A 24,436-nucleotide genomic window follows, 5' to 3' on the forward strand; every position below is an offset into this window, starting at 1 on the left:
CGATTTTATCGCTATTATTTAAAATAAAGGTGGTCAAATATATGAGTACAGTTTTAAAACATGGACTTATTTATACTGGTTCCGAAAAAATTGTAGATGGATATTTACGATTTGATAAACAAATTATCAATGTTGGACCAATGTCTGAATATAAAGCCCAAGTATCTGATGATAAAATTATTGATTTGGAAGGACAAGTTGTAGTTCCTGGCTTTATCGACGTTCATAGCCATGGTGGTTATAGCTTCGATTCCATGGATGGCGATGCTAACCAAATTGATGAAATGGTTAATGATATGGTCCATGAAGGTATTACTACATATTTCGCTACAACTATGACTCAATCTCATGAAAATATTGCGCATGCGATGGTTGGCATTAAAGAAGCTGCTGCAAAAAATCCAGTTATTCAAGGTATTCATCTTGAAGGACCTTTTGTTTCACCTGTTTTCAAAGGAGCTCAACCAGAAGAATATATCGAATCTCCTGATATCGATGCTTTCGCTCATTGGAATGAACTATCTGGTGGCATGATTAAATTAGTTACTTATGCTCCTGAAAATGAAAATACTACTGAATTTGAAAAATATTGTATTGAACACAACATCGTATTATCTGTAGGTCATAGTAATGCTACACGTGCTCAAATGAAAGGCTCACTTGCTAGTCACGTTACTCATTTATACAATGCTCAACGTGAATTGAAGCATCGCGAACCAGGTGTTACTGGTCATGCCCTTCTCGAAGGAAATATGTATTGCGAAATCATTGCTGATGGATTCCACGTTTTCCCAGATATGATTAAACTAGCTTATGACCTTAAAGGACCAGACAAGATTGAATTAGTTACTGACTCCATGCGTGCAAAAGGTATGCCTGAAGGAGTTTCAGAATTAGGTGGTCAAAAAGTTATCGTTAAAGATAAGCAAGCTCGTCTAGAATCTGGTAATTTAGCTGGTTCTGTATTGCAATACCAAGATGCCTTTAAGAATATTATGAAATTTACTGGTTGCGGTATTGAAGAAGCTGTGAAAATGTCTTCTGTTAACCAAGCTCGTGAATTTGGCTTAACTCAAAAAGGTGCTATTGAAGTTGGCAAAGATGCTGACTTAAATGTGCTTGATTCTGATTTAAATGTTGTTAAAACATTTAGTTTTGGTCGTTTATTTGAAAAATAGTTAATTAAAATCCCTACCAAGTTACTTTAATTGCAACTTAGTGGGGATTTTTCTAATCATTAATAAAAAAGATAGCAATCAATTCATGATCAATTACTATCTTTTCAAATCTATTTAACTGTCCATCCACCGTCAATTGTAAAAACAGTTCCGTGAACATAATCAGCTCTTGGACTTGCCAAGTAAAGTGTCATTTCTGCTACTTCTTTAGGTTTTGCCCATCGTTTAGCTGGTGTGAGTCTGGCTACTTCTTTAGCCATCGCCCCATCTCCAGCAAAATCAGCCGCATTCATCGGTGTATTAATTGCTCCTGGAGCTATACAATTAACCCGAATTCCCTTATCAGCGTAATCATAAGCTAATTGTTTAGTGTATCCAATAATTCCATGCTTTGCCGCTGTATAAGCTGCTCCACCACCACCAGCAACCAATCCTGCAATAGAAGCCATATTTACAATAACTCCATGTTTCTGTTTCAACATTATTGGTAAAATTTCATTAGTCAACAAGAACATACTTTTTAAATTGGTATTAAAAATATTGTCCCATTGTTCTTCACTAGTATCTAAAGTTGGTGCATAATTATCTAGAATACCAGCTGTATTTAATAAAATATCCACAGTTGATAATTCTTTTTTTATTTTTCCTGTCCACATGTGAATATCTTTTTTCTTTCTTATATCCACTTGTTGAAAACTTAAAGTCGGAAATTTTTGCTCTACTTCCTTAATTTCTACACTTTCTTTAATATCAGCTCCATAAACTATTGCTCCTGCTTGTAAAAATGCTTTAGTTTGTTCTAGTCCTATTCCAGAGCTGACACCTGTCATAACAACTACTTTTCCTTCAAATTCTGGATAAAGGTTCATTATTCTACAATCTTCCAATCATCAGCTAATACATCGCAAGAAGTTGGCATAAATTGTGATAAAGCTGGTTCTTCTTTTGTTCTAATCATCAAATATGGGTTAACTTTTTCTCCATTAAGAGTATCATTATCAACTACGAAAATGTATTCCTCAGAGCCACCCCAACCTTCAGTACGAACAGCTTTTTTACCTTTTTTTAATTCTGGTAATACTTCTTCAAAAGTCATAATCTTCCCTCGCTTATCTAGTTAAATCAATACGTTTACTTAAAATCCACATTAAAATTGCACCAATTAACATTGAACCAAATTCACCGATTGCTACAGTGAAATATGTTGGCCAAAATGGTAGCTTACTTACATAATATAATTCCAATGCTACACTCCATGTCATAACAGTACAAATTATAACTGTAATTAAGAGCTTTAATGGGACTGATTTTACATGTTTACTTAATAAATAACTTAGCCCCGTCATAACTAATGTTCCTAATGAACCAAAAATGACATCAACGATTCCCATTGGAGACCAAAGATTTGCAATTGCACATCCAATTGTCAATGCCCATATATAACGTTTATTGAAGACTACCAAGTTATTAAATACTTCTGATAGTCTGAATTGAATTGCTCCAAAACTTAAAGGAGCTAAACCTAGTGTTACTGCTGCATATAAAGCTGCCACTAAAGCACCTTTAATCACCGCAATAAGTTTTTCGTGTGATTGTGTATCAACCATATAAATTACCTGCTTTCTAGTTTTTTTAACTGGGATGTTTACGAACCAGTGTGGAAAAGCCACGAAATACAGTATAACAAACTTTTTTGAATAACAAAAGCGACCACAAGAACTATTTAAATTCTCGCAGTCGCTTTTTCTTATGGGTTAATTTTATTTTTTGCAACGTTCTAGGCTCCAATTATTCATTTGACTTTTCTTCAGCTTCTTGAACAGAGGAAGCCTTTACAATTGTATTAGTTACGTGACCATCTTTAACAGTTTCAACTAAATACCACTTCATATGCTTCACCTCCTAAAAATTTAGTAATACTATCTACAATCAATATGATAACACTTTCACAAGCAATGTTCAAATATTTTTATACCGTTTTCATAACTTTTATTAAATACTTAATAAATTTACTTATCCATTACTTGATTTTAGCTATTCTATATCTTTTGCAATTTAATTTCAACAAAAAAACACTAAAACTTAGGAGTTTTAATGTTTCTTAAGAGTTATTCAGATATAACGGTTTTCCAATCTAAACCAAAACTTATCCCTATACTTTTCTTTCCTGTATAAATAGCTAAAGATATTGGAAGTTCATCTTTTTCAATTTTAGCAGTTGGAAAATTTTCTTGTAACAATTCATATAATTCGTCAAATTGACTATTATTCTCATCGCCCATTAGAGTAATTCGCATTTGATCATTCATGCTATGATACTGAGAAATAATTAGCTCTAATACCTCACTATAGGCTTTCTTCTCTCGATAGTGTGTATTTACCATCGCTAATTTCCCGTTCTCATTAAATTTCATCATTGTTAATGGACGCAAAAATAAGTTCGACATTGAATTTACACCGTTCGATACATATCCTGTCTTCATTAGTTGATAGATGTCAGAAATAAGCATATAAGTGCGATTATTATTTCTTAAATTAATGAGTTGATCTACAACTTGACTAACTGTTTTTCCAGATAAAAGCATTTTACCAGCCAATTCAACCATTTGTCCTTGTATGGCTCCACTAGAGTAAGAATCAAATACAGTTATCTTTCTATCCGAAGTTTTCGCATATGATGATACGACTTTTGGTAAACTACTGATTCCGTTAGCTAAAGAAATATACAAGAACTCATCATAGCCTTCTTTTTCTAGACTTTCAAAATATTCTTCTAGATAAGCCGTTGATATTGGTTCTAAAACCGGAGTATCAGTCCTTTTGTCTAACATTTTATCTCTTAGATAAGGCGTCATCCCTGTTTTTTCTGGATATCTACTACCTTCAAATTCAATAGACAATTCAATTTGATGAATATTAAGTTCTTTTATCTTATCAACTGTCAGACAAGCTGAAGTATCAGTTAAAATTGCAACTTTCATTTATTTATCCTTTAAATTATTCTATTCAAAAACGACACTACTATTTCATTCTATCATACTTTTTGTTTGTCTTATAACTTTCCTAACCAAGATCCACAATATGCAGCCAGTATTCCACATATCACTGTTAATAATAGATATATAAGCATCATTTTGGTTTTTCGATTATTAACAAGTGTTACTAATTCTACTTGAAATGTGGAAAAGGTTGTATATCCACCTAAAAATCCAGTCCCTAATAGTAACAATATGTGACTATTTGTGATTTTGCTGTGTAAAAATCCTAATAATAGGGCTCCAGTTATGTTGATAATAAAAGTTGCCCAGGGAAATACTCTAGTTTTGCTCTTCAATACTTGTGTTATTAGATACCGCACAGATGCACCTAACCCTGCTCCTAAAGCTACTTCTATCATCTTCTGTCACCAACTTTTCCTAATTTTATTCCTAAAATCATTCCTGTATATGCTAATAGGAAACCACCTACCACACTTATCAACAAGTAAAAGATAGCATCAGTAAATGTAGACAAACCTAAAATATCCACTGTAAATGTGGAAAAAGTTGTGAAAGCTCCTACCATTCCTGTCCCTAGACCTGTACTTAACCAAGCTGGTAATTTTTGCCTTTCAATCACATAATAAGTCAGGAAAGCTAAGCAAAAACTTCCAATCAGATTAACCAAAATAGTTCCCGTAGATGCTAGCTTAAGACTTAACAAATATCTTAGCGTGCCACCTATCATTCCAAAGAAAAAGACACTTATTAAAGTGCCTAATTTCACGTTTTGCACCTCAATCATCTCCACTAATTAATCCTTATAGTATAGGTTAGATTTGATCGAATTGCAAAACTATCTCTATTCTACTTCTGCAAGTTTTTCATCTAAGTAATTTGCCATATCTTTTTTAGGATGGAAACCTACAACTTTTTCTTTTGCTACTCCATCTTTAAATAAGATCATTGCTGGAATACTCATAATTTTATATTCCATCGCTAAATCTTGATACTTATCTACATCAACTTTAGCAAATTTTACTTTTCCTTGATAATCTTTTTCCAATTCTTCTAAAACTGGATTCATCATTTTACATGGTCCGCACCATTCTGCCCAAAAATCAACCAAAGTTAGCCCTTCCTTAGTTACATCAGCTAAATCCTTAGGAGTGATATTTTTAGCCATTTAAATCCCTCATTTCATATAACTTAGTAATTTTATCTTACCACTATCTCGGAGTTATACACAAAATTACTGCTTAATCTATTTTATTATAAATAAATTTATCCACTGCTTCTGCAACAGCATCATGATTATTATCTCGCTTGCAAATATAATCTGCTTTAGATAAAACTTGTTCATTAGCATTTCTAACAGCTACACCTACTCCGGCAGCTTCAATCATTGGTAAGTCATTACTATTATCACCAATTGCAATTGTTTCTTCTGGCTTAATTCCTAACATTTCAGCTAATTTCAACATCCCTGTACCTTTATCTGTTGAAATGTTATTAAATTCAATATAACGACCTGAAGAATATGTGGTTTTGAACTTATCGCCAATTTCTTTACGTGCAATCTCATTAAAGGCAAGTCTCTTATCCATATCATTAACATTGATGATAATCTTAGTAATAGGCGTATCTTTTAAGAAATCAATATTAGGTTCTTGCAATTCAGTCCACTCTACTCTACGTGGTTGCAAGTAATCTTTTTCGTCTTGATTGACATTCCACATGTACAATTCATCCAAAGTATAAACGTGGATGCAACTTTCTGGATAATATCTCAAACTGATATCAAATAATTGTTTAACAATATCAAAGGCCAATCCTTCAACATGTACCACCTTTAAATCTTTATTTTCAACAATCGCTCCACCATTAAAACTAACTACATATTGATCTTTAGTTTGGTAAATTCCTAATGTCTTCAAATTTTCTTGAACAGAAAGATAGCTTCGACCTGTATTTAAAACCACCTTTACTCCGTCTTTAATCGCTTTTTTGAGAACGGATACATTTTTAGGCGTAATTTCAGCGTCATCATTCAATAAAGTTTCATCCATATCAATCGCTACTAATTTATACATATATCATTCATTCCTTTGTTTTAATTTAACTTCAATTTATATTGTAACACATTACAGCAAAGAAAAAAGAACCAGCCTAAACCGGTTCTTTCCAATTATCTAATATCCACCATAATAAGTGTTATCATCATTACTATAATTAGTATCTTCGCCTTCTGAACTGATATTCACATCATTATCACTTGAAAGTGTATTTCCTGTTTTAGCCTTAGATAAACCTAGTGCTTTTCTAAGCTTATTAGTAATACGTTGTTTTTCAGTTGTTGATGCTACTTCGAAAGATTCTCCATTAATCATTTCAGAAGTTCCTTGTAAGAAGTCTGAATCCATATCATGTGTGGCAACACGATACTTAGTTCCTAGTATTAATAAATCATCAAATGTTAAGTCTGTCTTCATTTGCTTAGAAATAGTACTTAGGAACTTTTGATTAACTAAACTTGTTAACCCTGAACTCTTAAATGCAAGTTTAGTTAATACTTGACGTTGACGTTCTTGTCTACCATAATCCCCAAGTGGATCTTCATGGCGCATGCGAACATATGCTAAAGCTTTCTTTCCATCCATATTTACTTCTTTACCCTTCTTAAAGGTATACCCACCATAGGTAAAGCTAATAGTTGGTTCTACTTTAACTCCTCCAACTGCGTCAATTAATTTTTCTAGTCCACCCATATTGATAGTTGCATAGAAGTCAATTGGCACATTTAAGAATTTTTGCACAGTCTTAACTGCTGTTGCTGATCCACCATATTCGTATGCTGAGTTTATCTTACTTGGGAAGTAATCTTCATAACCATAAACAGCTACCTCAGTATCACGTGGTAATGATACTAACGTCATCTTTTTGTCTTCAGGATTCAAGACACAAAGTATCATTGTATCTGTTCTTCCTTTAAAATTACGTCCCAAAGCTCCAGTATCAGTACCCATTAACAGAATTGAGATAGGTCTTTTTTTCTTCAAAGCGTCACTAACATTTCTGGCCTTTGCGACTTGAGTTGAACTATAAATTGCATTAGCGGCTTGTTTAGCATTAGTATATTTTCTATAAGCATAAAATCCCCCAATAATTGCTACAATAACTACAACTAGCCATAGTAATTTATGTCCCTTTTTTTTCGGTTTATTATTATGTTGATGATAGCGTTGGGAACGAGTCATATGTTCTGTATCTATATAACCATTCTCATCACTTCGAACATTATAATTATCATTTCTTCGTGATGGCATTTTCTCCTCCAAAATTATCGAAAAAATAATCCGTTTATAATAATATACTTCGAATCATTTTTTTCAAATTATGTAATCATAGTGCCAGTTTACCAAAAAATTATTAGATAACAAATACTTATATTAAAACGTATTTAATTCTTTAAAAAATATTAACTCAAGTTTTCATTTTGTTACTGTTATGTAATAATAGCGTTAACTTTCTTTTACAGTCCTTATCTTAAAGTAAACCTGACCTACTAATTCAGCTAAAAAGAATCCCATCGCTATGGCTCCAGCTATCATCCCAACTTGTACTAAATATTCAATTGCTAAAGAGTTATTTCCTAAAGCAAAATAACGAATTGCACGATAAGATTGTCCCCCTGGCACTAATGGTACTAGGCTAGGAATATTAAAAAGAATCATAGGCATCTTTTTCACACGTGCAAAAATAATCGCAGTAACTCCAATTGCAAATGCAGCTAAAAGATTAGCTAACATATTACCTAAATCAAGATGCTTAATAAATAAATAGACCATCCAGCCTAATACTCCAATAATTCCACAACCATTTAAGGCCTTTCTAGGAATATTTAAAAGTACTCCAAAGCCTACAGATGAAAGATAGCTGAATAAGATATTGATTAATAAGTTCACCTTAACCTTCCCTCCCTTACATAAATCTTAGAACCATCGCAATCCCTAAAGCAATTGCACTAGCTGATAATAATGCTTCTGTTCCTCTAGCTAATCCACTTAATAAATGGCCAGCTAAAACATCTCTTACAGAATTGGTAATTGGTACTCCTGGTACTAACGGCATAACACTCCCAATAATTATCATACCTACTGATATTCCCAAGTTATTTCTAACAGCTAATACGGATAAAACACCAATTACTAACGAAGCTAAAAATTCACTTACAAACTTTATTTTAAATGTTGTATTGATAAAGTAATAGCAAGCATAACCCAATCCACCAATAACTGCAGTTGTGATAAAATCTTGCCAATGACCATTGTACATTATCATCAGAGTGCAACTTATCATTGCTGCAGCCAATACTTGCCATGTCCAAGCAAAAAATGGTGCTTTTTTATCGATAAATTCCAATTTTACCTTCATTTCTTCAACTGTGATTTTTTTCAATTGAAAAGCACGTGAGATGTCATTGACTCTTGATACTTTTTCTAAATCAATTGTTCTTTTTTGAATTGGTTCTACCTGTGCCAATTTATAATCTGGAACTGACATCATGATTCCGGTGGTAGTCTCAAAAATTTTTGGTTCTTTAATTCCACCATTTCGAGCTATACGTTTTAAAGTATCATCAACTCTTGCCATATCAGCTCCACTTTCAATCATAATTTTTCCAGCTAACATGACAGAATCTATTAATTCTTGCATTTGCGTATCTTGCATTGTAACTAACCCCCACCGTCTTCAAAATTTATCTAATCATATCACGATATTTAAAGCAAAAAAAGACTGAAAAGAATTTCTTCTTTCCAGTCTATCATTTATCTACTTAATTATTAGTCTTTAACAACGTTAGTAGCTTGTAAACCACGATCGCTACTTTCAACGTCAAATGTTACATGTTGACCTTCTTCTAAAGTCTTATAACCTTCACCTTGAATAGCTGTGAAATGTACAAATACATCATCACCATTTTCACGTGTGATAAAACCAAAGCCCTTTTCTGCGTTAAACCATTTAACTGTTCCTTGTTCCATAAATGAAAAATCCTCCTTGTGCCTAAGCACATAATAATTCTGTAATTCTGAGTGGCACATAATAGAGAAATTTCATTGAAACAATCTAAATGAAACCTAGTCAAAAATACAATTCTAAGTATAACATACTTATTGGCGATAACCAAATTATTTCACGAAAATGTAATGAGCAGCTTTATATCCAATGCTTAATTCAGCCCCGTCAGCCAACCTTTTAACCTTAATTGGTCCTTCAAATGGAAGATGTTCTAAAACTTCAATCTTGTCTCCCAATTTAAGTTCCAAATCATCTAAATAAGTTAGCAACTCATGGTTATCAATAAATCTGTCAACTTCAACCGTTTCTCCAACTTTAATTTCAGCTAAAAATTCGTGACTTTCTTCTTCATATTCCCCAGCTTCTGTTGGAATAACTCCACCATGTGGACATTCACGTGGGCTATTAAGAAATTGATCAAGCTTTTTCATTAACTTATCGCTAGCTACATGTTCTAAAACTTCAGCTTCATCATGAACTTCTGATAATTGATAATCCAATTTTTCTACTAAAAAAGTTTCCCATAGACGATGACGGCGAACTAATTTTTCAGCTACTTCAATTCCTTCATCAGTTAATGATATTCCTGCATATGGCGTATGTGCAGCTAAACCCTCTTTAACTAATTTATTAACCATTTCAGTTACAGAACCAGCAGCAACATTTAAACTCATCGCTATTTGCTTGTTAGAAACCTTTTTCTTAGTTCCACCAAGTTCAAAAATAATTTTTAAATAATCTTCTTTCTTAGGTGTCATTATTTCACCTCTATTTTTTCCAAATTTAAATTACTCGTCACTCATAAATGTAAAACGTTTACTACCTAATTATAACAGATTTCAAACACTATAGTAATTTAAATTTTGGTCTACCAAAAATAAATCTTAATTTTTCAATCTAACTATCAAATTTTCTAAATCTTTTGGCATCTCACTTTTAAATAACTTTTCTTCTTGAGTAAATGGATCTACATAAGCTAACTGATACGCATGGAGTGCCTGTCTTTCTAGTCCCCAATCTAATCTGCCACCATATAACTCATCGCCTATCAAAGCATGATTAATACTACTGAAGTGAGCTCTTATTTGATGCGTTCTACCTGTATGTAGCTTACATTCAACTAAAGTAGCTTTATCTCCTAAGTATTCTCTAACCCAGTACTCAGTCTTGGCAATCTTTCCTGTATCAGTTACCATTTGTCCGATTCCATTTTCTCTAGGTCCAAGTGGTTTATCTATTATGCCATGCTTTTCTGCAATAATTCCTTCGACCACTGCCAAGTATCTTTTATCTATACTATGTTCTTCAACCTGTTTGTTAATCAATCCTTGAGCAAAACGATGCTTAGCCACAAGAACTAAGCCACTTGTATCTCTATCTAAACGAGTAATTACATGCGGAACTAAGTCTTTTGATTTTTGTTGCCATAGATGAAATTTAACCCGATTAACTAAGGTATCGATACGATTACTAGGACCTGGAACACTTGAAAGTAAAGGTGGTTTATCTACCACTAGCCAATTGCTATCCTCATAAATAATATCTAGCGATTCCTTACTCATTTTGACATTTTCATCTGATTTTTCTGGTGGTAAAATCAAAGTTATTTTTCCTTTACTAACTTCAATAGATAATGACCTTTTTTTGCCATCTACTAAAACTTTTCCATTTCCTTTTTTCAAACTACTTAAAGTTCGATGACTGACACCCTTATTCTTTAAAAATTTTTTGAGTGTCATTTTCTCGTCACTTTCTTTATTCCACGTAAATTTCATCGTTAAACCTTTCTAAAGAAACTTACTAATAATGCCACTATACCAATTACAGATTCGATTATTCCCATATTCACAATCTGACTTAAAATTGCGTAGGCATAGTTTTCAACAATACTTCCCAAAATTCCTGATTGATTAATTAAACTTGGAAATATCTCTGCAGGCACACTAGTATATCCAATGATGCAAAAGATTATCCCTGTAATCAAAAATGCTAAACCTGTATAGTGCAACCAACCAAATAAACTTCTCTGTAATAATAATACTAAGATCAACATTATCACTGTAATGATACTTCCTGCAGTTATCATCAGTGTCACATAACCACTGATATTGCTGGCAGCATCATATACTTGTTGTAACTGTGTACTTGGAATTTGTTGACTGATGTAATTGCTTAATACAGAAGCTAGTGACTCCACTACTCCACTAAAGACAGAAGCATCAATGGGTACTCCTGAACTTGCAATTTCCTTATTTACATTTGCTTGAATCTGACTACTCAAAGTATTAGTATCCACAATCTGTGTAATTTGTCCGTCATAAATTCTTTTAATTGCAATTTCAACATCTTGTCTAAACTGTTTCTTAGTAATTAAATTATCTGCATAACTTGCTGGAATTCGATACATTTGAGCAGATGAAGCTAATGTTTGATTGGCTTCAGTATATAGTTTCCCAATATTTTCGTCTTTAGCTAATTCCTTACTGGTAAAATCTGCGTTTAAAACCGTAGTCTTTATTAAAAGTCCCATAGTTGTGACACTTAAAGCAACCACCATGATTAAAGTAAATAACCGACTTATCCACTTAGCACGAAGTTTCTTGGGTTGCTTTAGCATTTTTTCAGCTTGTGTTCTTCGTATTTCTTGTGATGAATCTTTCCCCATAATCAGTTTCCTTTCTTTAAAAATAATTTAAATGGTATAATTTAGTAGATATTATTTATAAGGAGTTTTTTGATGTTTGTTCCACAAAATAAGTATAGACCCTTTATTGCGTCTATCTACTTAGTTTTATTTTTAATATTATTAATCTTAGTTAAAACTAACAGCACAATCGTTACATCATTTGATAAATTTGTACAGAACTTACTTCTACCAATTACCAATCCTACTAATACAAGAATTGTTGAAAAAATTACTTATCTAGGTGGCCCTAGAATTGCCGCAATTCTTTCAATTATCGTTAGTCTTTATATGTTTATTAGACATAACTTCAAGGCTGGAATTTGGTCAGCCAGCACCTTGGTAATTGGAAATCTTATCAATGTACTAGCTAAAAATTTAATTCAACGTCCACGCCCTAGTGATAAGTTAGTAGCAATCGGTGGCTATAGCTTTCCAAGTGGACATACCTTTGGAACTGCCTTATTTATCTTTTTCGTAGTATTTTTAATTGTTCCTCAAATTAAGGATGTTACATTGAGACGAATTCTAACTTTCTTAGGTTTTCTCTGGATTCTTATTATCGCCTTAACTCGCGTATATTTACATGTACATTATCCTACTGATACTATTGCCAGTGTCTTATTAGTCCTATTTTTATGGGAAAGTTCACTCATAATCTGGCGTAGAATCAGTGATTAACCCTAATAATTATTAAAAGCAGCACTCTAGGTGTTGCTTTTATTTTTACTTATTTTCATTATTAGGCTGTGGCTCAGTTGCAGAATTGTTTGTTTCTGGCTTAGATTCTGAACCATTTTTTACATTATCTTGACCATTATTTTTATCGTCATTTTTCTTGGGCTCACCATTTTGATTTTCCGTTGACGATGCTGAACTAGTAGCAGCTTGCTGTGCTTTTCTAGTTTCTTCTTGTCTTTGCTGTTCACGTTGTCTTCTTATTGCAGCTTGTTGATTTTGGATTCTAATTTGTTCCAAAATACTATTATTTCTTTCCTGCAATTCTCGTGCATCTTTTCTTACTTGTGAATAATACTTTTCGTCAATATTTTTTCCATCTAAAATCTGAACTAGATTTTCATTCGATTGGCTATAAGCTCCTATTTCAGTAAGTCTTATAGCTTCATTATAAAGATTATCATACTTTTCACGTTGCTTTAGTACTGATTCTAAAAGTTTATCTTTCTTCTTAGCTCTCTGGGTTAGAATTGATAAAGACGGAGATATTTTTGCAGTTGATCTAAATGTTAACTGTGCTTGTTCATAATCATCTTGTTTCAATTCAGCTAAGCCTTCTTGATAGAGTTTAACTTGTTCTAATCGTTGTTTAGCTACTACATCATCTGGTTTCTTACGTAGAGCATTTTGTAAATTAAGTTCTGCTTTCTTATATTCTGCAGCTTGAGCATTAGTTATTGCTTGAGACATCAAATTATCAAACTGCTTTTGTGTTTCACGCTTTTTAGTATAACCAAAGCCAACAAATACAAGTGCCACTACAATTGCTGTTATTAACCAAAACATCCACCGCTTCATCATCTCACCCCATTTCTCTTTCTAGTCTAGTATAGCATTTACTCACCAATTCTACTTAAGAAGTGCTTGCATCCAACTATGGAATAAATCTACCCATTGTGCAGCTTGTGGTTCAATGTCTTCTGGACGACCTACACGAGCCGTTTCTTCATTAGCTAATGCCAAGCCATGAGGACCATGTGGGAAGATATGATATTCTGTTGATACTCCAGCTTTTCTCAATGCTGAGGCAAATAGTAAACTATTTTCCATAGGAACAGCCTTATCTTCAAATGTATGCCACATAAATACTGGTGGTACATCCTTAGTAACTAACTTTTCAAGTGATTGGTTAGCTAAAGCTTTTTCATCTTCAATTCCATCTTTACCTAAAATTTGTTCAAAGGAACCTTGATGCCAAAAATCTTTATTAGCTGTGATAACAGGATAGGATAATACCAAACCATTTGGCTTAATCTCTTCTGGTTTATATCCCATTTGTTTCAATTCATCACTATTCCATTTAACACCTAAACTAGCAGCTAAATGACCACCAGCTGACATTCCCATAATGATGATCTTATCTTCGCGAACATTCCATTCATCAGCATTATCTCTAACTAATTTTACACTTTGGGCTAATTGTTCCAAGGCTACAGGATATCTAACTTGGCAAGTATAGTTTAATACAAATGCATTATATCCCATAGTTATTAATTTCAAAGCAACTGGATCGGCTTCTCGATCTGAAACAAAATGATAACCCCCACCTGGACAAATGATAATTGTAGCGTGCTTATCTTGTACTCCCCAGTCATTTTTCTTTTCAATTGTATATCCCATTAATTCAGCTGTATGACCTGCAACTGTGATCTTTTCTGTTATTTTTTGCATAATAAAATCCTCCTTAAAACAAAAAGCCACCTTAGTGATAATATGCCTAAGATAGCTAATAAACCTTATATTCTAAACTGTCAAAAATGTGGCTAAAATTGCTACTGCTACCAATCCAAAAAGAACTGAAAGTCCCATGGAACGTGAGCGATAAGCCACAACAATAACGATTATTGCTGCTAGTAACTTAGCCATATATTCTAAACCTACAAATGTATAGGTCTTTGTATTAACAAAAAGGTCTCTGACTACGAGTGCCGTAAACAAAGATACTGGCACGTATTTCATCCATTCATTAAACCATTCTGGAATCTTACGAGTTGAGAAGAATTTCAATGGTAAAAATCGAGGAATGAAAGCCGCAATCATCGAACAGATAATAAGTATAAAATGGTCCATTGACGAATATTGCATCATTTTTCTCCTGACTTACTAATAACTTTCCGACTTGCCTTTGGCTTGATCTTCTTCAACCAGAAATTGCCCTTGGCTTCACCTTTTTTAACGATATTATGTTCAATCATAAAACCGATAAAGGAAGCTAACAATGTAGCTACTATTAGTCCCATTGTACTCTTCAAAGTAACTAACGCAACAATTGCAATTACCCCTGAAATAAAACTAACTAAAATTGTTAGTTTGTTGCGAATTTGCATAACAATCATATAAATAAACATTGCAGTTAAAGCAAAGTCGACAATATCTAGATAATCTTCCATTGGTATTAAATTACCAACTAAACTCCCAATAAAATTAGCTACAGACCAAAATAGTAAGGACCAGTGTTCTACAGCTAAAGCGTCTTTAGGAGTCCAGCTCTTATCAGTTGCGAATTTTAAATAGTTTACAGCATAATTTTCATCATTTAACGAGACCGCAAAGAAATATAAAAACTTCTTGCTTGTTCCTTTAATATATTGTGACAAACTTGAACCCAACAACGCATAACGTAACTCTAGGAAAAATAGCATAATAACTATCGTTTGCATTGGGGTATTCGTAGTTAACATAGAAGCTATCAAGAACTGAGCTCCACCTGAGAATACTAATACAGATACCAATAAAGTTAATAGCGGGTTAAAACCGGCAGCATGTAGTAAAATTCCGCATGCCAAACCGATTGGCACATAACTTAGGCATAGTGGTAGAGACACCTTGAATACTTCTACCCAACGTGCTTCTGTTTTTTCCACGAATAAGCCTCCATTTTAAGAATAAAGTCCTCACAATCCAATTATAACACATGATTATTTAAACTTTAAAATAAAAATTAATATCAGATTTATTTGATTATCTGCATTTTACTATAGCTAATAATAATTTTTCCCTTAGCGTCTTGATAAGTAATTGATTTATTATACTCATCGTCAAAAATTATCATCGCTGAATTATGTAATTGTTTATCGACTACTCCTGTAAAAGTATGACGATGAAACTTAAATTCAACATGTGTGCCTTTAACGAATTTTTTACCAATTTCACTAACTTCTATATTTTTATCTTCGTTAGTAGCCTTTGCCATTTTAATCACTTCCTATTTTCATTATACCCCTTTTTTAGAATTTGAAAAATGTGGTAACATTGAGTCAAATATATTAATTAAGGATGTGAAATCATGAAACTTATTTCATGGAATATCGATTCTTTGAATGCTGCTTTAACTAGTGATTCTGCTCGCGCTAAACAATCACGTGAAGTCTTAGCGACTATTATTGATGAAAATCCAGATGTAATAGCAATTCAAGAAACAAAATTATCAGCTACAGGTCCAACTAAAAAACATCAAACTATTTTAGCTGAACAATTTCCAGATTATGAAATTGCTTGGAGAAGTTCACAAGAACCAGCTCGTAAAGGTTATGCTGGTACTATGTTTCTTTATAAAAACAATTTAAATCCTACTATCAGCTATCCTGAAATTGATGCACCTGAACCTATGGATTCTGAAGGTAGAATCATCACACTTGAATTCGATAATTTTTACGTTACTCAAGTATATACTCCTAATGCTGGCGATGGTTTGAGACGTTTAGCTGAACGTCAGGTTTGGGATGAAAAGTATGCTGACTACCTAGTTTCATTAGATCAAAATAAACCTCTTCTTTCTAGCGGTGATTTCAATGTTGCTCATAAGGAAATCGACTTAGCTCATCCTGGCAATAACCATCATTCTGCTGGCTTTACTGATGAAGAAAGAGCAGGCTTTACTAACTTGCTCAATAAGGGCTTTACAGATACCTTCCGCTATGTTCATGGCGATGTTAAGGATGTTTACTCTTGGTGGGCTCAAAGAAGTCGTACAAGCAAGATTAACAACTCTGGTTGGAGAATTGACTATTGGCTAGCAAGTAATCGTATTGCTGATAAAATTGTTCGTTCTGAAATGTTGGATTCTGGTGAACGTCGTGATCATACTCCAATAGTGTTAGAAATTAATATCTAGACGAAAAAAGAGAGATTTTCAAAATTCGAAAATCTCTCTTTTCTATTCTAATCTTCAATGCTTGTTGGTTCTTCTGAATAACTTACCTTTCCGCTTGTACGTAAGTAACTCATAGAAATCCATAATAGCAATAAGCTTGCTACAATAAAGATTAATTGAACTGTTAATGAAATTGTTATTTGGCTGCTTCCTAAACCACTGGATAATGATTCACGGAATCCGTAAACAGAGTAAGTCATTGGTAAGTATGGGTTAATTGCTTGGAAGAAACCATTCATACCCTTAGTAATTTGAATTGGGAAGGAACCACCACAGGCACCTAATTGAATTACCAAGAAAATCATACCAATGAATCGTCCAGGGTTACTGAACAACATAGCTAATACCATAATTATGAACATTGCCGCCAGTGAGAAGGAAATAGCGTTCATGAATGTAGCAAATGGATGATCTGGATGTAATCCAGCTAACATCATCAATCCTACTTCAACAATAGCATTTCCTACCGCTACAACAGCACCGATACTTACTTTACTGAAGAACCATTCTGTTGCAGAGCCATCAGGAGTTGATAGTCGACGAATTGGGTAAACTAAGTTAAATACCAATGCACCAACATATAAAGCAACTGATAACATGTATGGAGCTAATGCATAACCATAGTTAGGAACATAGGAGTAGTTCTTATGTTTCAATGTTGTAGGTGCAGCGAACATATTAGCATTTGCACTATTCAAGTTTTGACTATTAACTTCCTTAGCACCAGCACTTAAGCTCTTAGCTAAAGTTCCGTTACCTTCACTGATTTGGTTTGCACCATCAATTAATTGACCGGAGTTAGCAGCTAATTGTTGAGTACCACTTGCTAATTGGTTTACACCATTTGTCAATGTTGGCACTTGAGCGTTAAGTTGTCCAAGACCACCAGCTAATTGGTTACCACCATTTGCTAATTGATTTACACCACTTGTTAATGCTGGAATTTGTGCATTCATTTGGCCTAAACCACTAGCTAATTGGTTACCACCATTTGCTAGTTGATTTACACCACTTGTTAATGCTGGAATTTGTGCATTCATTTGACCTATTCCACCAGCTAATTGTGCGGAACCAGATAAAATCTTACCGTTATTAGCAACTAATGCTACTGCGCCATTATTCAATTGTGTAACACCTGTTACTAATTCTGGCAATTCATTCTTCAATTCTGATGTTCCTGCATATAATTGGCTTGCACCAGAAGTCAATGCACCATTTTGATCAGTCAATTGATTTGCACCATTTAAGGCACTTGTTACACCAGCAGTATATTTGTTTACACCATCATTCAAATCAGATGAACCTTTAGCTAATGCTTTAGTTGCTTCTTGTAAAGTAGTTACATTCTTTGCTAATTCTTGCAATTTGTCAGCATTACCTTTTAATTCATTAGGATCGATATTAATTCCATTCAATACACTAGCTGCATTAGTTAATTTATCAGACATTGCTGATAAATTAGATAGTTGACCTTGAAGTCCTGATAGCTTAGTATTTACACCATCCATCTGAGCCTTAATTTGACCTGCTGTTGTACCTGCATCTGAAATTGCATTACCAGCTGCTTGGTTTTGTTGTAAAGCTACTTGTAATTTTTTCTTATCAGCATCTGTTAAGTTGCTAGAACCTAAAACAGCTTGAATATTTGCAGATGAACCTTGAACACTACTTCCAGCAGTCTTCAAATCACTACCTAACTTATTAGATAATTCTGTAGATGAACTTTGAACAGCAGCTAATTCATCCTTCATTCCACCCATACTACTTTGTAGAGTTGTTATAGCTTGCATTGCTGGTTGTAATTGTTGCTTTACAACTTGTAATTGTTGTAAGCCATTAATCAATTGTGTAGTATCTCCACTATTAAATTGGCTGACATCAATTTTAGCAACTTCAGCAGCTAATGCTTTATTACCAGCGGCAACTTGTGCTGCACCATCTTTCAATGATTTAGAATTACCGTTAAGTTCAGTCAAACCTTTTTGAAGTTGAGATACCCCTGCTGTATATTTATTAACTCCATCATTTAGTTGCTTACTACCGTCATTTAATTTAGTAGCACCAGCACTTAAACTATCAGCACTACCAGCAACTTTATCATGTAAAGTATCAACACCAAATACTAATTGGTTTACACCATTAATATATTGACCTAAGCCATTGTTTAAATCATTAGAACCCGTTGCTAATTGATTTACACCTGAAGCTAATGTTCCTGTCTTACCTTGTAACTGATTTAATCCAGATGATAAAGTCTTAGAACCTGTTGCTAATTGATTTACACCTGAAGCAAGTGTTCCAGTTTTACTTTGCAATTGGTTTAATCCATCTGCCAACACACTAGCACCAGTTGTTAACTTCAACACACCGGCACTCAATGGAGCAACACCGTTCTTAAGTTGGATAACACCATCGTTAACTTGGTCAACACCTGCTGTATAAACCTTCAAACCATCAGATAATGTATATGCACCATCTGAAAGTTGTGTAGCACCTTTAGCAGCTTTGTTGAAACCTTTACCAACTTTCTTCACTGTGTCAAACATTGTTGTGGCATAAGCTTCGGAAACAGAATCACGGACAGAAGAATTTACTTGCTTAGCTCCTTCTTCTCCGATAACTTTACCAATGTAGTTCAACGCATCATTAGTGTTATATGTTAGTTGCATCTTCTTAGGATGCTTGTCTAACACAGTCGTAGCATTTTTAGAGAAGTTCTTAGGAATTGTAATTACCATATAGTACTTCTTATGGCTCAATCCATATTTAGCTTCTTTTGCGTTAACAAAATGCCAACCTAAATCTTTATTCTCTCTTAATTCTTTTTCTAAATCTTCACCGACTTTAAATGTCTTTCCTTGATACTTAACTGGCTTATCATTATTTACTACCGCAACGGGTAAATACTTGGTATTGCCATAAGGATCCCATACTGATTTTAAGAAGAATAAACTATATAGGAAGGGAATAATCATAATAGCAATAATTGTTGCCGTTAAAATTTTATGTTTACGAATGTTATTAAATTCTTCAGCTACCATTTTCAAAGTAGCATACCCCCTCTTTCTCAATTTATATTCTAACGTTATATAATATACACTTTATGTTACCACTTAGACAACAAACAGATAACGCCATTTGTCGCATTCTAAGCATTATCAGTTCACTATAATAGAGAAAGATTGCCATCTTAATAGACATTTGAAGATATTATGATTATTCGTCAGTTTTAATTACTTCCTGATCATCTATTGTCTCGTTTGTTAAAATTTCTGACTCTTCTAATTCTTCTGTTTGTTCATCTTGTTTTTCCTCACTATCCATATCATCATCTGTTACAACAGGTGATATTGGTTCAGTTAATTTTGTACCGCAATTTTCACAAAAAGTTGCTTCTTCTTCATTTGAATATCCGTAATTTTGACATTTATTTATTCCTTCATCTACTACCTGTCCTGATAGTTTTGAACCACAATTCTCACAAAAGATTGCATCTTTCTTATTTGAGTATCCACAATTCTGGCATTTATTAGACATTTCTTCTAACTTATTACCGCAATGCTCACAGAAAGTCGCATCTTCTCTGTTTAAATATCCACAGTTTTGACACTTGTTTGTCTCATCAATTACTGATTCAGGCAATTTTGTACCGCAATTTCCACAAAAAGTTGCTTCCTCTTCATTTGAATATCCACAATTTCGACATTTCTTTATTTTTCCAGTTATTACTACTTCGGGTAATTTAGCACCACAATTCTCACAGAAAACAGCTTCCTTTGAATTTTTTGTGCCACAATTTTGACATATTTTCATAAAAATTCTCCTTCCCTGATACCTTTTCTCTAAACCAAAATAGAGAAACCAAGGACATCAACCTGTGATTTCTCTATTTGTCTTAAATTATTGATATCTACTCATTACATAGTTATTTGCTTTTTCATTTTCAAATTCTGTCGGATATCGACTAACAACATATCCTTCTTCATCGCATAAATCATAATCACCATCAATATAGTAATTACAGTCTTGAAAGCCATATTTAAAGTAAATATGTACATAATTATCACTACTCTTAGTAGCTGGGATTAATTTTGCACCATCTATAGAATCTTTTAACTCTTCCCAATTTTGTTCATCTGCATTTTGATAACTATAACGTTCACTTAATGCCCACAATAAACATTGGGGAACTGTCATGTTTGCTAAATCAACATCTTCTTGATCTCTCTTTTGATTAAATGATGGTATAACAGGTTCCGAATCTCTTCTCGCAACAGTAGAGCTTGAACTTTCAACTGAATTTGACGTAGAACTTGAAATACTTTCTTCATGTGATGAGCTTGAACTACTTTTTTTAACAGATTCTTTTTTCTCTACTTTCACATTGCTACTGCTAGAACTTGATTTATGCTGCTGAATATAAGGCATTCCAAATACCCCAACGATTACACCAGCCAATATAACAATAGCTATTATCGTGATGATTGATCCACTTTTTTTCATAAAAACATCACCTCTTACTCAGGCATAGTAGTACTGTAAGTCAAATACTGACCTTGGTTTACTACTTCTACTTCATCGCTACTACCTAGAGGTCTAAATGAAAAAACAAAAACTGGTCCTCCACCCAACTGAACAAAACCGGAACCCTCAGTTCTAACATATTCTATCGGCTCCTGTCTTCCGCTAATGATAATTGCTTCACCGTCAGAAGTGATAGTAAAAGAGGTTGGAAACATTTGAGGGTATTCTGCGCTTTCTCTATCTATCGCATAATAAGTTTTTCCGGCATAAGCTTGCAACTCTGGAAATCTTACATTGGATTGATAACTAGAAACACTTCTTGTAGATTCACTAGAACTTTCACTACTTGACTCACTTTTCGTACTGCTACTTGTTTCAGTAGTGGATGACTTAGCCTTACTAATTTCTTTCTTCTTTTTTGTTTTCTTTGATTCTTTTTCTACTTTCTTAGATACCTTTTCAGTTGTATTTTCCTTATTTTTACTGATTAAGTTTGGGGTACCTATTTTCCAAACAACCAAAGAAGCGATTATAACTATTACAATAATCATCAAAATTGTGTTACTTTTTTTCATACTCAACTACTCCTCTAATTTTGGTTGTTTATAGGCTTATCAATCAACATTAGGTAGATAGCAGTATAAAAAGATACTGGGAATATAACAATACTTAGCATGATCCATATAGAAATATTCTGAACATTTAAATATTTCATTCTACGAGCTATAGCGGCCCATATAGAAATTGCTAATATTATGACTACTGCTAAAGCTAAAATCCACATAATTATGATAGCTAACTCTCCTAAACCAGGAATTGTATAGAAAAATTCCTCTAGAAAAATGCTTAGAATACCACCTACAGTCAACAAAATAGCCGTCCCAAGTTGCATCCACCAATATACTGATTTTCTAGATTCTTCTGTTTGAAAATCATTCCAGTGTACCAATCCATATTTAAAGCTACCTATGAATCCTAACTCTTGATCTGTCAAATTACCATATTGTTCTTTAGTTCTTGCATAATAATTTTGGACTTGGCTAAACTTACCTGAATTTCCTTGATTACTTGCAAAGTTTGTTTCTGGTCTATTGACTGTTGTTCCCGAAAAATTAGATGAACCTACAACACTACCACAATTAGAACAGAACTTTACCCCTTCACGTAATTGGCTTCCACAATTTGTACAAAACTTCTTTTTCTCCGCTTGATTTGTAATTGTTTCTGAAGTATTTGTTGAACCTACACTACTACCACAATTAGGACAGAATTTTGCCCCTTCGTTTAATTGACTTCCACAATTTGTACAGAATTTCTTTTCCATGATTATCCCTCCCCTACTGATCTTTAATCAGCTACTATTGTTCTTAAAGGTATAAAAGTTACTATCAAACTATTTACCCCCATCTTCTTATCCAAACCTACATCCCTAGCTAGAAAATAATACACAACATAAATCATAAATAAACTCAACAGTCCCATAGTAACCATCTCCTTTTCTTAATTTGAAATAAATTTTACAATAAATAATTTATGTATTATTGTATAATATTATCATCTTTCAATTCGTTAACCATGCGACGAATTGTATAGACACTGTACCCTGTTTGAACAGCTAAATCCTTAATATCTATATTTCCTTTTTGTTTAGCAATTTCCTTTTTTACTGAGTCTCTAGAGTAAAGGCGCATCGGAAAATTAACTTGCATCCCCCTAAAATTCTTATAAATTTTTTCAACGTCTTTATCATTTAGAATATCGGCTAATTCTTGATAAACTTTATTATATTCGTACATCTCTGAACCGCTCCTTTCTCTATTTCTCTATAATAAAATTTACTCTAATGTTAAAAGCTTATCTATCGACATTGATATGTGTATTTATGATAGTTTTTCTAATAGTTTTGCATGAGAATTGTTAAATTCAATCTTACTTACTATATTATTGCAAAAGACATGGACATTATTTGACTACCAGCGAAAAAATCCATCTTCTTTTAACTTTTCCAACTTTAAATCTAGTAGACAATCATTAGTTTCAGGTTTTAAAATAATAATAAATTTACAACGAAAGGACCTGATGACAATCGCAACAACTTCCGCCACTAGACAACTTTATATATATCAGCTTTTAGCCTCAGGTGCACATTTATCTAAAAAAGATATCCAACGTAAATTCTCAGTAGATGCTCGCACTGCTCAAAGAGATTTTGCCAGTATCCGTAATTTCATGAGTGAATATTTGAATGAGTATGAATTAGAATATGATACCAAAGATCATACTTATTACCTAAAAAGCAATCGTTTAGGCTTAAGTAAGTCGCAGTGCTTGGTCTTGATTAAGGTCTTATTAGCTAGTCGAAGTTTATCACGCAAGGAATTAGATCCTTTAATTAGCTCCTTACTTGCTCTACTTACCAAACAAGATCAAAAAGACATCAAGCCCATCATCCAAAGCGAACTTGATAGTTACGTAGAACTGCGAAATCTCAAGGACAAGCAACTTTTAGCTGCAATCTATACTTTTTCCAAGATAATTTTGCAGCGAGAAACTATTACAATTGAATACACTACCCAAAGACATAAGTTTGTAACGCGAACCATCGCCCCAATAGCTTTGACCTTTTCAGACTACTATTTCTATGTTGTTTCTTATAACCACCAATTTAAAAAGAACACCATCTATCGCCTAGATCGAATTTTAAATTGGAAATATGCTGCTCATAAGATTCCTTTAAATGAACGACTACCTTTTGATTTAGGAGATGAAAAGAAAAAATTTCAACTTATGTATCCTGGTAAAATGATTACCATTCAATTTGAATACACCGGGATTGTTGAAGCTGCTTTAGATAAGTTCCCTATCTCACGAACTATTAAGAAAATCGATGATCATACATTTTTACTTGAAGTAACTACCTACGATACTGGAGCATTAATGTGGTTTTTAAGTCAAAAAGATATGGTTACTATCGTCAACCCGCCTGAATTCCGCCAACAAATGAAAGATACTCTCCAAGCAATGCTTTCTAATTACGAAGACTAAGTTAATTAAACAGTTGCAATAATAATAAAAATCACTGAAGATTAACGTTTAAAGG

General features: G+C 33.3%; 31 protein-coding genes and 1 riboswitch. Of the genes, 4 read left to right on the forward strand and 27 right to left on the reverse strand.

The window, feature by feature from the left end:
- Positions 1 to 41: 41 nt before the first annotated feature.
- The gene (gene nagA, locus OZJ21_RS01920; protein ID WP_003701252.1) at positions 42 to 1,178 is read left to right on the forward strand and encodes an N-acetylglucosamine-6-phosphate deacetylase; all 1,137 of its coding nucleotides are present in this window, start codon (positions 42 to 44) and stop codon (positions 1,176 to 1,178) included.
- Between the two features lie 110 nt (positions 1,179 to 1,288).
- On the opposite strand, the gene OZJ21_RS01925 is transcribed toward nagA, so the two are convergent.
- From OZJ21_RS01925 to OZJ21_RS01995, 15 genes are all read right to left on the reverse strand, one after another.
- A complete protein-coding gene (locus OZJ21_RS01925) occupies positions 1,289 to 2,047 on the reverse strand; it encodes a 3-oxoacyl-ACP reductase (protein ID WP_003705371.1) in 759 nt (252 codons plus the stop codon).
- Positions 2,047 to 2,274, reverse strand: a complete 228-nt coding sequence (locus OZJ21_RS01930) for a DUF2829 domain-containing protein (RefSeq protein ID WP_003701248.1) — start codon at positions 2,272 to 2,274, stop codon at positions 2,047 to 2,049. The genes OZJ21_RS01925 and OZJ21_RS01930 overlap by 1 nt, the downstream gene beginning before the upstream one ends.
- Positions 2,275 to 2,287: 13 nt before the next feature.
- Positions 2,288 to 2,785: a QueT transporter family protein gene (locus OZJ21_RS01935; protein WP_003701672.1), complete on the reverse strand. Its 498-nt coding sequence runs from the start codon at positions 2,783 to 2,785 to the stop codon at positions 2,288 to 2,290.
- A gap of 10 nt (positions 2,786 to 2,795) precedes the next feature.
- A riboswitch (PreQ1 riboswitch) is annotated at positions 2,796 to 2,840 on the reverse strand.
- Positions 2,841 to 3,286: 446 nt separating this feature from the next.
- Complete coding sequence (locus OZJ21_RS01940) at positions 3,287 to 4,159, reverse strand: DegV family protein (protein ID WP_268857338.1); 873 nt, start codon at positions 4,157 to 4,159, stop codon at positions 3,287 to 3,289.
- 71 nt (positions 4,160 to 4,230) lie between these two features.
- The gene (gene crcB / locus OZJ21_RS01945; protein ID WP_268857339.1) at positions 4,231 to 4,575 is read right to left on the reverse strand and encodes a fluoride efflux transporter CrcB; all 345 of its coding nucleotides are present in this window, start codon (positions 4,573 to 4,575) and stop codon (positions 4,231 to 4,233) included.
- The gene (locus OZJ21_RS01950; protein ID WP_268857434.1) at positions 4,572 to 4,961 is read right to left on the reverse strand and encodes a fluoride efflux transporter FluC; all 390 of its coding nucleotides are present in this window, start codon (positions 4,959 to 4,961) and stop codon (positions 4,572 to 4,574) included. The genes crcB and OZJ21_RS01950 overlap by 4 nt, the downstream gene beginning before the upstream one ends.
- A 57-nt stretch (positions 4,962 to 5,018) precedes the next feature.
- Positions 5,019 to 5,342 (reverse strand): thioredoxin, encoded by a 324-nt coding sequence (gene trxA / locus OZJ21_RS01955; RefSeq protein WP_003705375.1) that lies wholly within the window; start codon positions 5,340 to 5,342, stop codon positions 5,019 to 5,021.
- A 73-nt stretch (positions 5,343 to 5,415) separates the two neighbouring features.
- Complete coding sequence (locus tag OZJ21_RS01960) at positions 5,416 to 6,249, reverse strand: Cof-type HAD-IIB family hydrolase (RefSeq protein ID WP_268857340.1); 834 nt, start codon at positions 6,247 to 6,249, stop codon at positions 5,416 to 5,418.
- Between the two features lie 99 nt (positions 6,250 to 6,348).
- Positions 6,349 to 7,482, reverse strand: coding sequence for an LCP family glycopolymer transferase (locus OZJ21_RS01965; protein ID WP_081559866.1), 1,134 nt, complete (start codon positions 7,480 to 7,482; stop codon positions 6,349 to 6,351).
- Between the two features lie 195 nt (positions 7,483 to 7,677).
- A complete protein-coding gene (locus OZJ21_RS01970; RefSeq protein WP_004564160.1) occupies positions 7,678 to 8,121 on the reverse strand; it encodes a threonine/serine exporter family protein in 444 nt (147 codons plus the stop codon).
- 16 nt (positions 8,122 to 8,137) lie between these two features.
- Positions 8,138 to 8,887, reverse strand: coding sequence for a threonine/serine exporter family protein (locus tag OZJ21_RS01975; RefSeq protein ID WP_003701683.1), 750 nt, complete (start codon positions 8,885 to 8,887; stop codon positions 8,138 to 8,140).
- A 113-nt stretch (positions 8,888 to 9,000) separates the two neighbouring features.
- Positions 9,001 to 9,201: a cold-shock protein gene (locus tag OZJ21_RS01980; protein WP_004564159.1), complete on the reverse strand. Its 201-nt coding sequence runs from the start codon at positions 9,199 to 9,201 to the stop codon at positions 9,001 to 9,003.
- A 147-nt stretch (positions 9,202 to 9,348) separates the two neighbouring features.
- Positions 9,349 to 9,996 carry a metal-dependent transcriptional regulator gene (locus tag OZJ21_RS01985; protein WP_003705381.1) on the reverse strand — a complete coding sequence of 216 codons (648 nt, stop codon included), beginning with the start codon at positions 9,994 to 9,996 and terminating at the stop codon, positions 9,349 to 9,351.
- A 126-nt stretch (positions 9,997 to 10,122) separates the two neighbouring features.
- Positions 10,123 to 11,013, reverse strand: coding sequence for an RluA family pseudouridine synthase (locus OZJ21_RS01990; RefSeq protein ID WP_268857341.1), 891 nt, complete (start codon positions 11,011 to 11,013; stop codon positions 10,123 to 10,125).
- A 2-nt stretch (positions 11,014 to 11,015) separates the two neighbouring features.
- The gene (locus OZJ21_RS01995; RefSeq protein ID WP_087250438.1) at positions 11,016 to 11,903 is read right to left on the reverse strand and encodes a hypothetical protein; all 888 of its coding nucleotides are present in this window, start codon (positions 11,901 to 11,903) and stop codon (positions 11,016 to 11,018) included.
- 72 nt (positions 11,904 to 11,975) lie between these two features.
- Between OZJ21_RS01995 and OZJ21_RS02000 the strand changes: the two genes are divergently transcribed.
- Positions 11,976 to 12,602, forward strand: a complete 627-nt coding sequence (locus OZJ21_RS02000) for a phosphatase PAP2 family protein (protein ID WP_003709622.1) — start codon at positions 11,976 to 11,978, stop codon at positions 12,600 to 12,602.
- A gap of 45 nt (positions 12,603 to 12,647) precedes the next feature.
- Here the strand turns inward: OZJ21_RS02000 and OZJ21_RS02005 are convergent, their stop codons facing one another.
- The 5 genes from OZJ21_RS02005 to OZJ21_RS02025 form a co-directional block, all read right to left on the reverse strand.
- Positions 12,648 to 13,457, reverse strand: coding sequence for a hypothetical protein (locus tag OZJ21_RS02005; protein WP_328284331.1), 810 nt, complete (start codon positions 13,455 to 13,457; stop codon positions 12,648 to 12,650).
- A 51-nt stretch (positions 13,458 to 13,508) separates the two neighbouring features.
- Entirely contained in the window at positions 13,509 to 14,330 is an 822-nt protein-coding gene (locus OZJ21_RS02010; RefSeq protein WP_003709620.1) for an alpha/beta hydrolase, read from the reverse strand.
- 72 nt (positions 14,331 to 14,402) lie between these two features.
- The gene (locus OZJ21_RS02015) at positions 14,403 to 14,744 is read right to left on the reverse strand and encodes an AzlD domain-containing protein (protein ID WP_003701691.1); all 342 of its coding nucleotides are present in this window, start codon (positions 14,742 to 14,744) and stop codon (positions 14,403 to 14,405) included.
- Positions 14,744 to 15,523: an AzlC family ABC transporter permease gene (locus tag OZJ21_RS02020; RefSeq protein ID WP_003709618.1), complete on the reverse strand. Its 780-nt coding sequence runs from the start codon at positions 15,521 to 15,523 to the stop codon at positions 14,744 to 14,746. Before OZJ21_RS02020 ends, OZJ21_RS02015 begins: the two co-directional genes overlap by 1 nt.
- Positions 15,524 to 15,612: 89 nt before the next feature.
- Positions 15,613 to 15,852, reverse strand: a complete 240-nt coding sequence (locus tag OZJ21_RS02025; RefSeq protein WP_003701221.1) for a hypothetical protein — start codon at positions 15,850 to 15,852, stop codon at positions 15,613 to 15,615.
- A 93-nt stretch (positions 15,853 to 15,945) separates the two neighbouring features.
- Here OZJ21_RS02025 and OZJ21_RS02030 point away from each other — a divergent pair, with 93 nt between their 5' ends.
- Complete coding sequence (locus OZJ21_RS02030; RefSeq protein WP_268857343.1) at positions 15,946 to 16,773, forward strand: exodeoxyribonuclease III; 828 nt, start codon at positions 15,946 to 15,948, stop codon at positions 16,771 to 16,773.
- A gap of 47 nt (positions 16,774 to 16,820) precedes the next feature.
- Here OZJ21_RS02030 and OZJ21_RS02035 read toward each other — a convergent pair whose 3' ends face one another.
- From OZJ21_RS02035 to OZJ21_RS02065, 7 genes are all read right to left on the reverse strand, one after another.
- The gene (locus OZJ21_RS02035) at positions 16,821 to 19,859 is read right to left on the reverse strand and encodes a YhgE/Pip domain-containing protein (RefSeq protein WP_268857344.1); all 3,039 of its coding nucleotides are present in this window, start codon (positions 19,857 to 19,859) and stop codon (positions 16,821 to 16,823) included.
- 169 nt (positions 19,860 to 20,028) lie between these two features.
- Positions 20,029 to 20,625: a zinc ribbon domain-containing protein gene (locus OZJ21_RS02040; protein WP_268857345.1), complete on the reverse strand. Its 597-nt coding sequence runs from the start codon at positions 20,623 to 20,625 to the stop codon at positions 20,029 to 20,031.
- An 87-nt stretch (positions 20,626 to 20,712) separates the two neighbouring features.
- Positions 20,713 to 21,315 carry a hypothetical protein gene (locus tag OZJ21_RS02045; RefSeq protein ID WP_201898355.1) on the reverse strand — a complete coding sequence of 201 codons (603 nt, stop codon included), beginning with the start codon at positions 21,313 to 21,315 and terminating at the stop codon, positions 20,713 to 20,715.
- A gap of 14 nt (positions 21,316 to 21,329) precedes the next feature.
- Positions 21,330 to 21,911, reverse strand: coding sequence for a hypothetical protein (locus tag OZJ21_RS02050; RefSeq protein ID WP_268857346.1), 582 nt, complete (start codon positions 21,909 to 21,911; stop codon positions 21,330 to 21,332).
- A 14-nt stretch (positions 21,912 to 21,925) separates the two neighbouring features.
- Entirely contained in the window at positions 21,926 to 22,660 is a 735-nt protein-coding gene (locus tag OZJ21_RS02055; RefSeq protein WP_268857347.1) for a zinc-ribbon domain-containing protein, read from the reverse strand.
- 23 nt (positions 22,661 to 22,683) lie between these two features.
- Positions 22,684 to 22,818, reverse strand: coding sequence for a hypothetical protein (locus tag OZJ21_RS02060; RefSeq protein WP_268857348.1), 135 nt, complete (start codon positions 22,816 to 22,818; stop codon positions 22,684 to 22,686).
- A gap of 56 nt (positions 22,819 to 22,874) precedes the next feature.
- On the reverse strand, positions 22,875 to 23,132 hold the full coding sequence (locus OZJ21_RS02065; RefSeq protein WP_003701697.1) for a DeoR family transcriptional regulator: 258 nt from the start codon (positions 23,130 to 23,132) through the stop codon (positions 22,875 to 22,877).
- 283 nt (positions 23,133 to 23,415) lie between these two features.
- Here OZJ21_RS02065 and OZJ21_RS02070 point away from each other — a divergent pair, with 283 nt between their 5' ends.
- A complete protein-coding gene (locus tag OZJ21_RS02070) occupies positions 23,416 to 24,381 on the forward strand; it encodes a helix-turn-helix transcriptional regulator (RefSeq protein ID WP_161022601.1) in 966 nt (321 codons plus the stop codon).
- Positions 24,382 to 24,436 lie beyond the last annotated feature (55 nt).

It is taken from the genome of Ligilactobacillus sp. UO.C109 (assembly GCF_026847815.1).
GTDB lineage: Bacteria > Bacillota > Bacilli > Lactobacillales > Lactobacillaceae > Ligilactobacillus > Ligilactobacillus salivarius.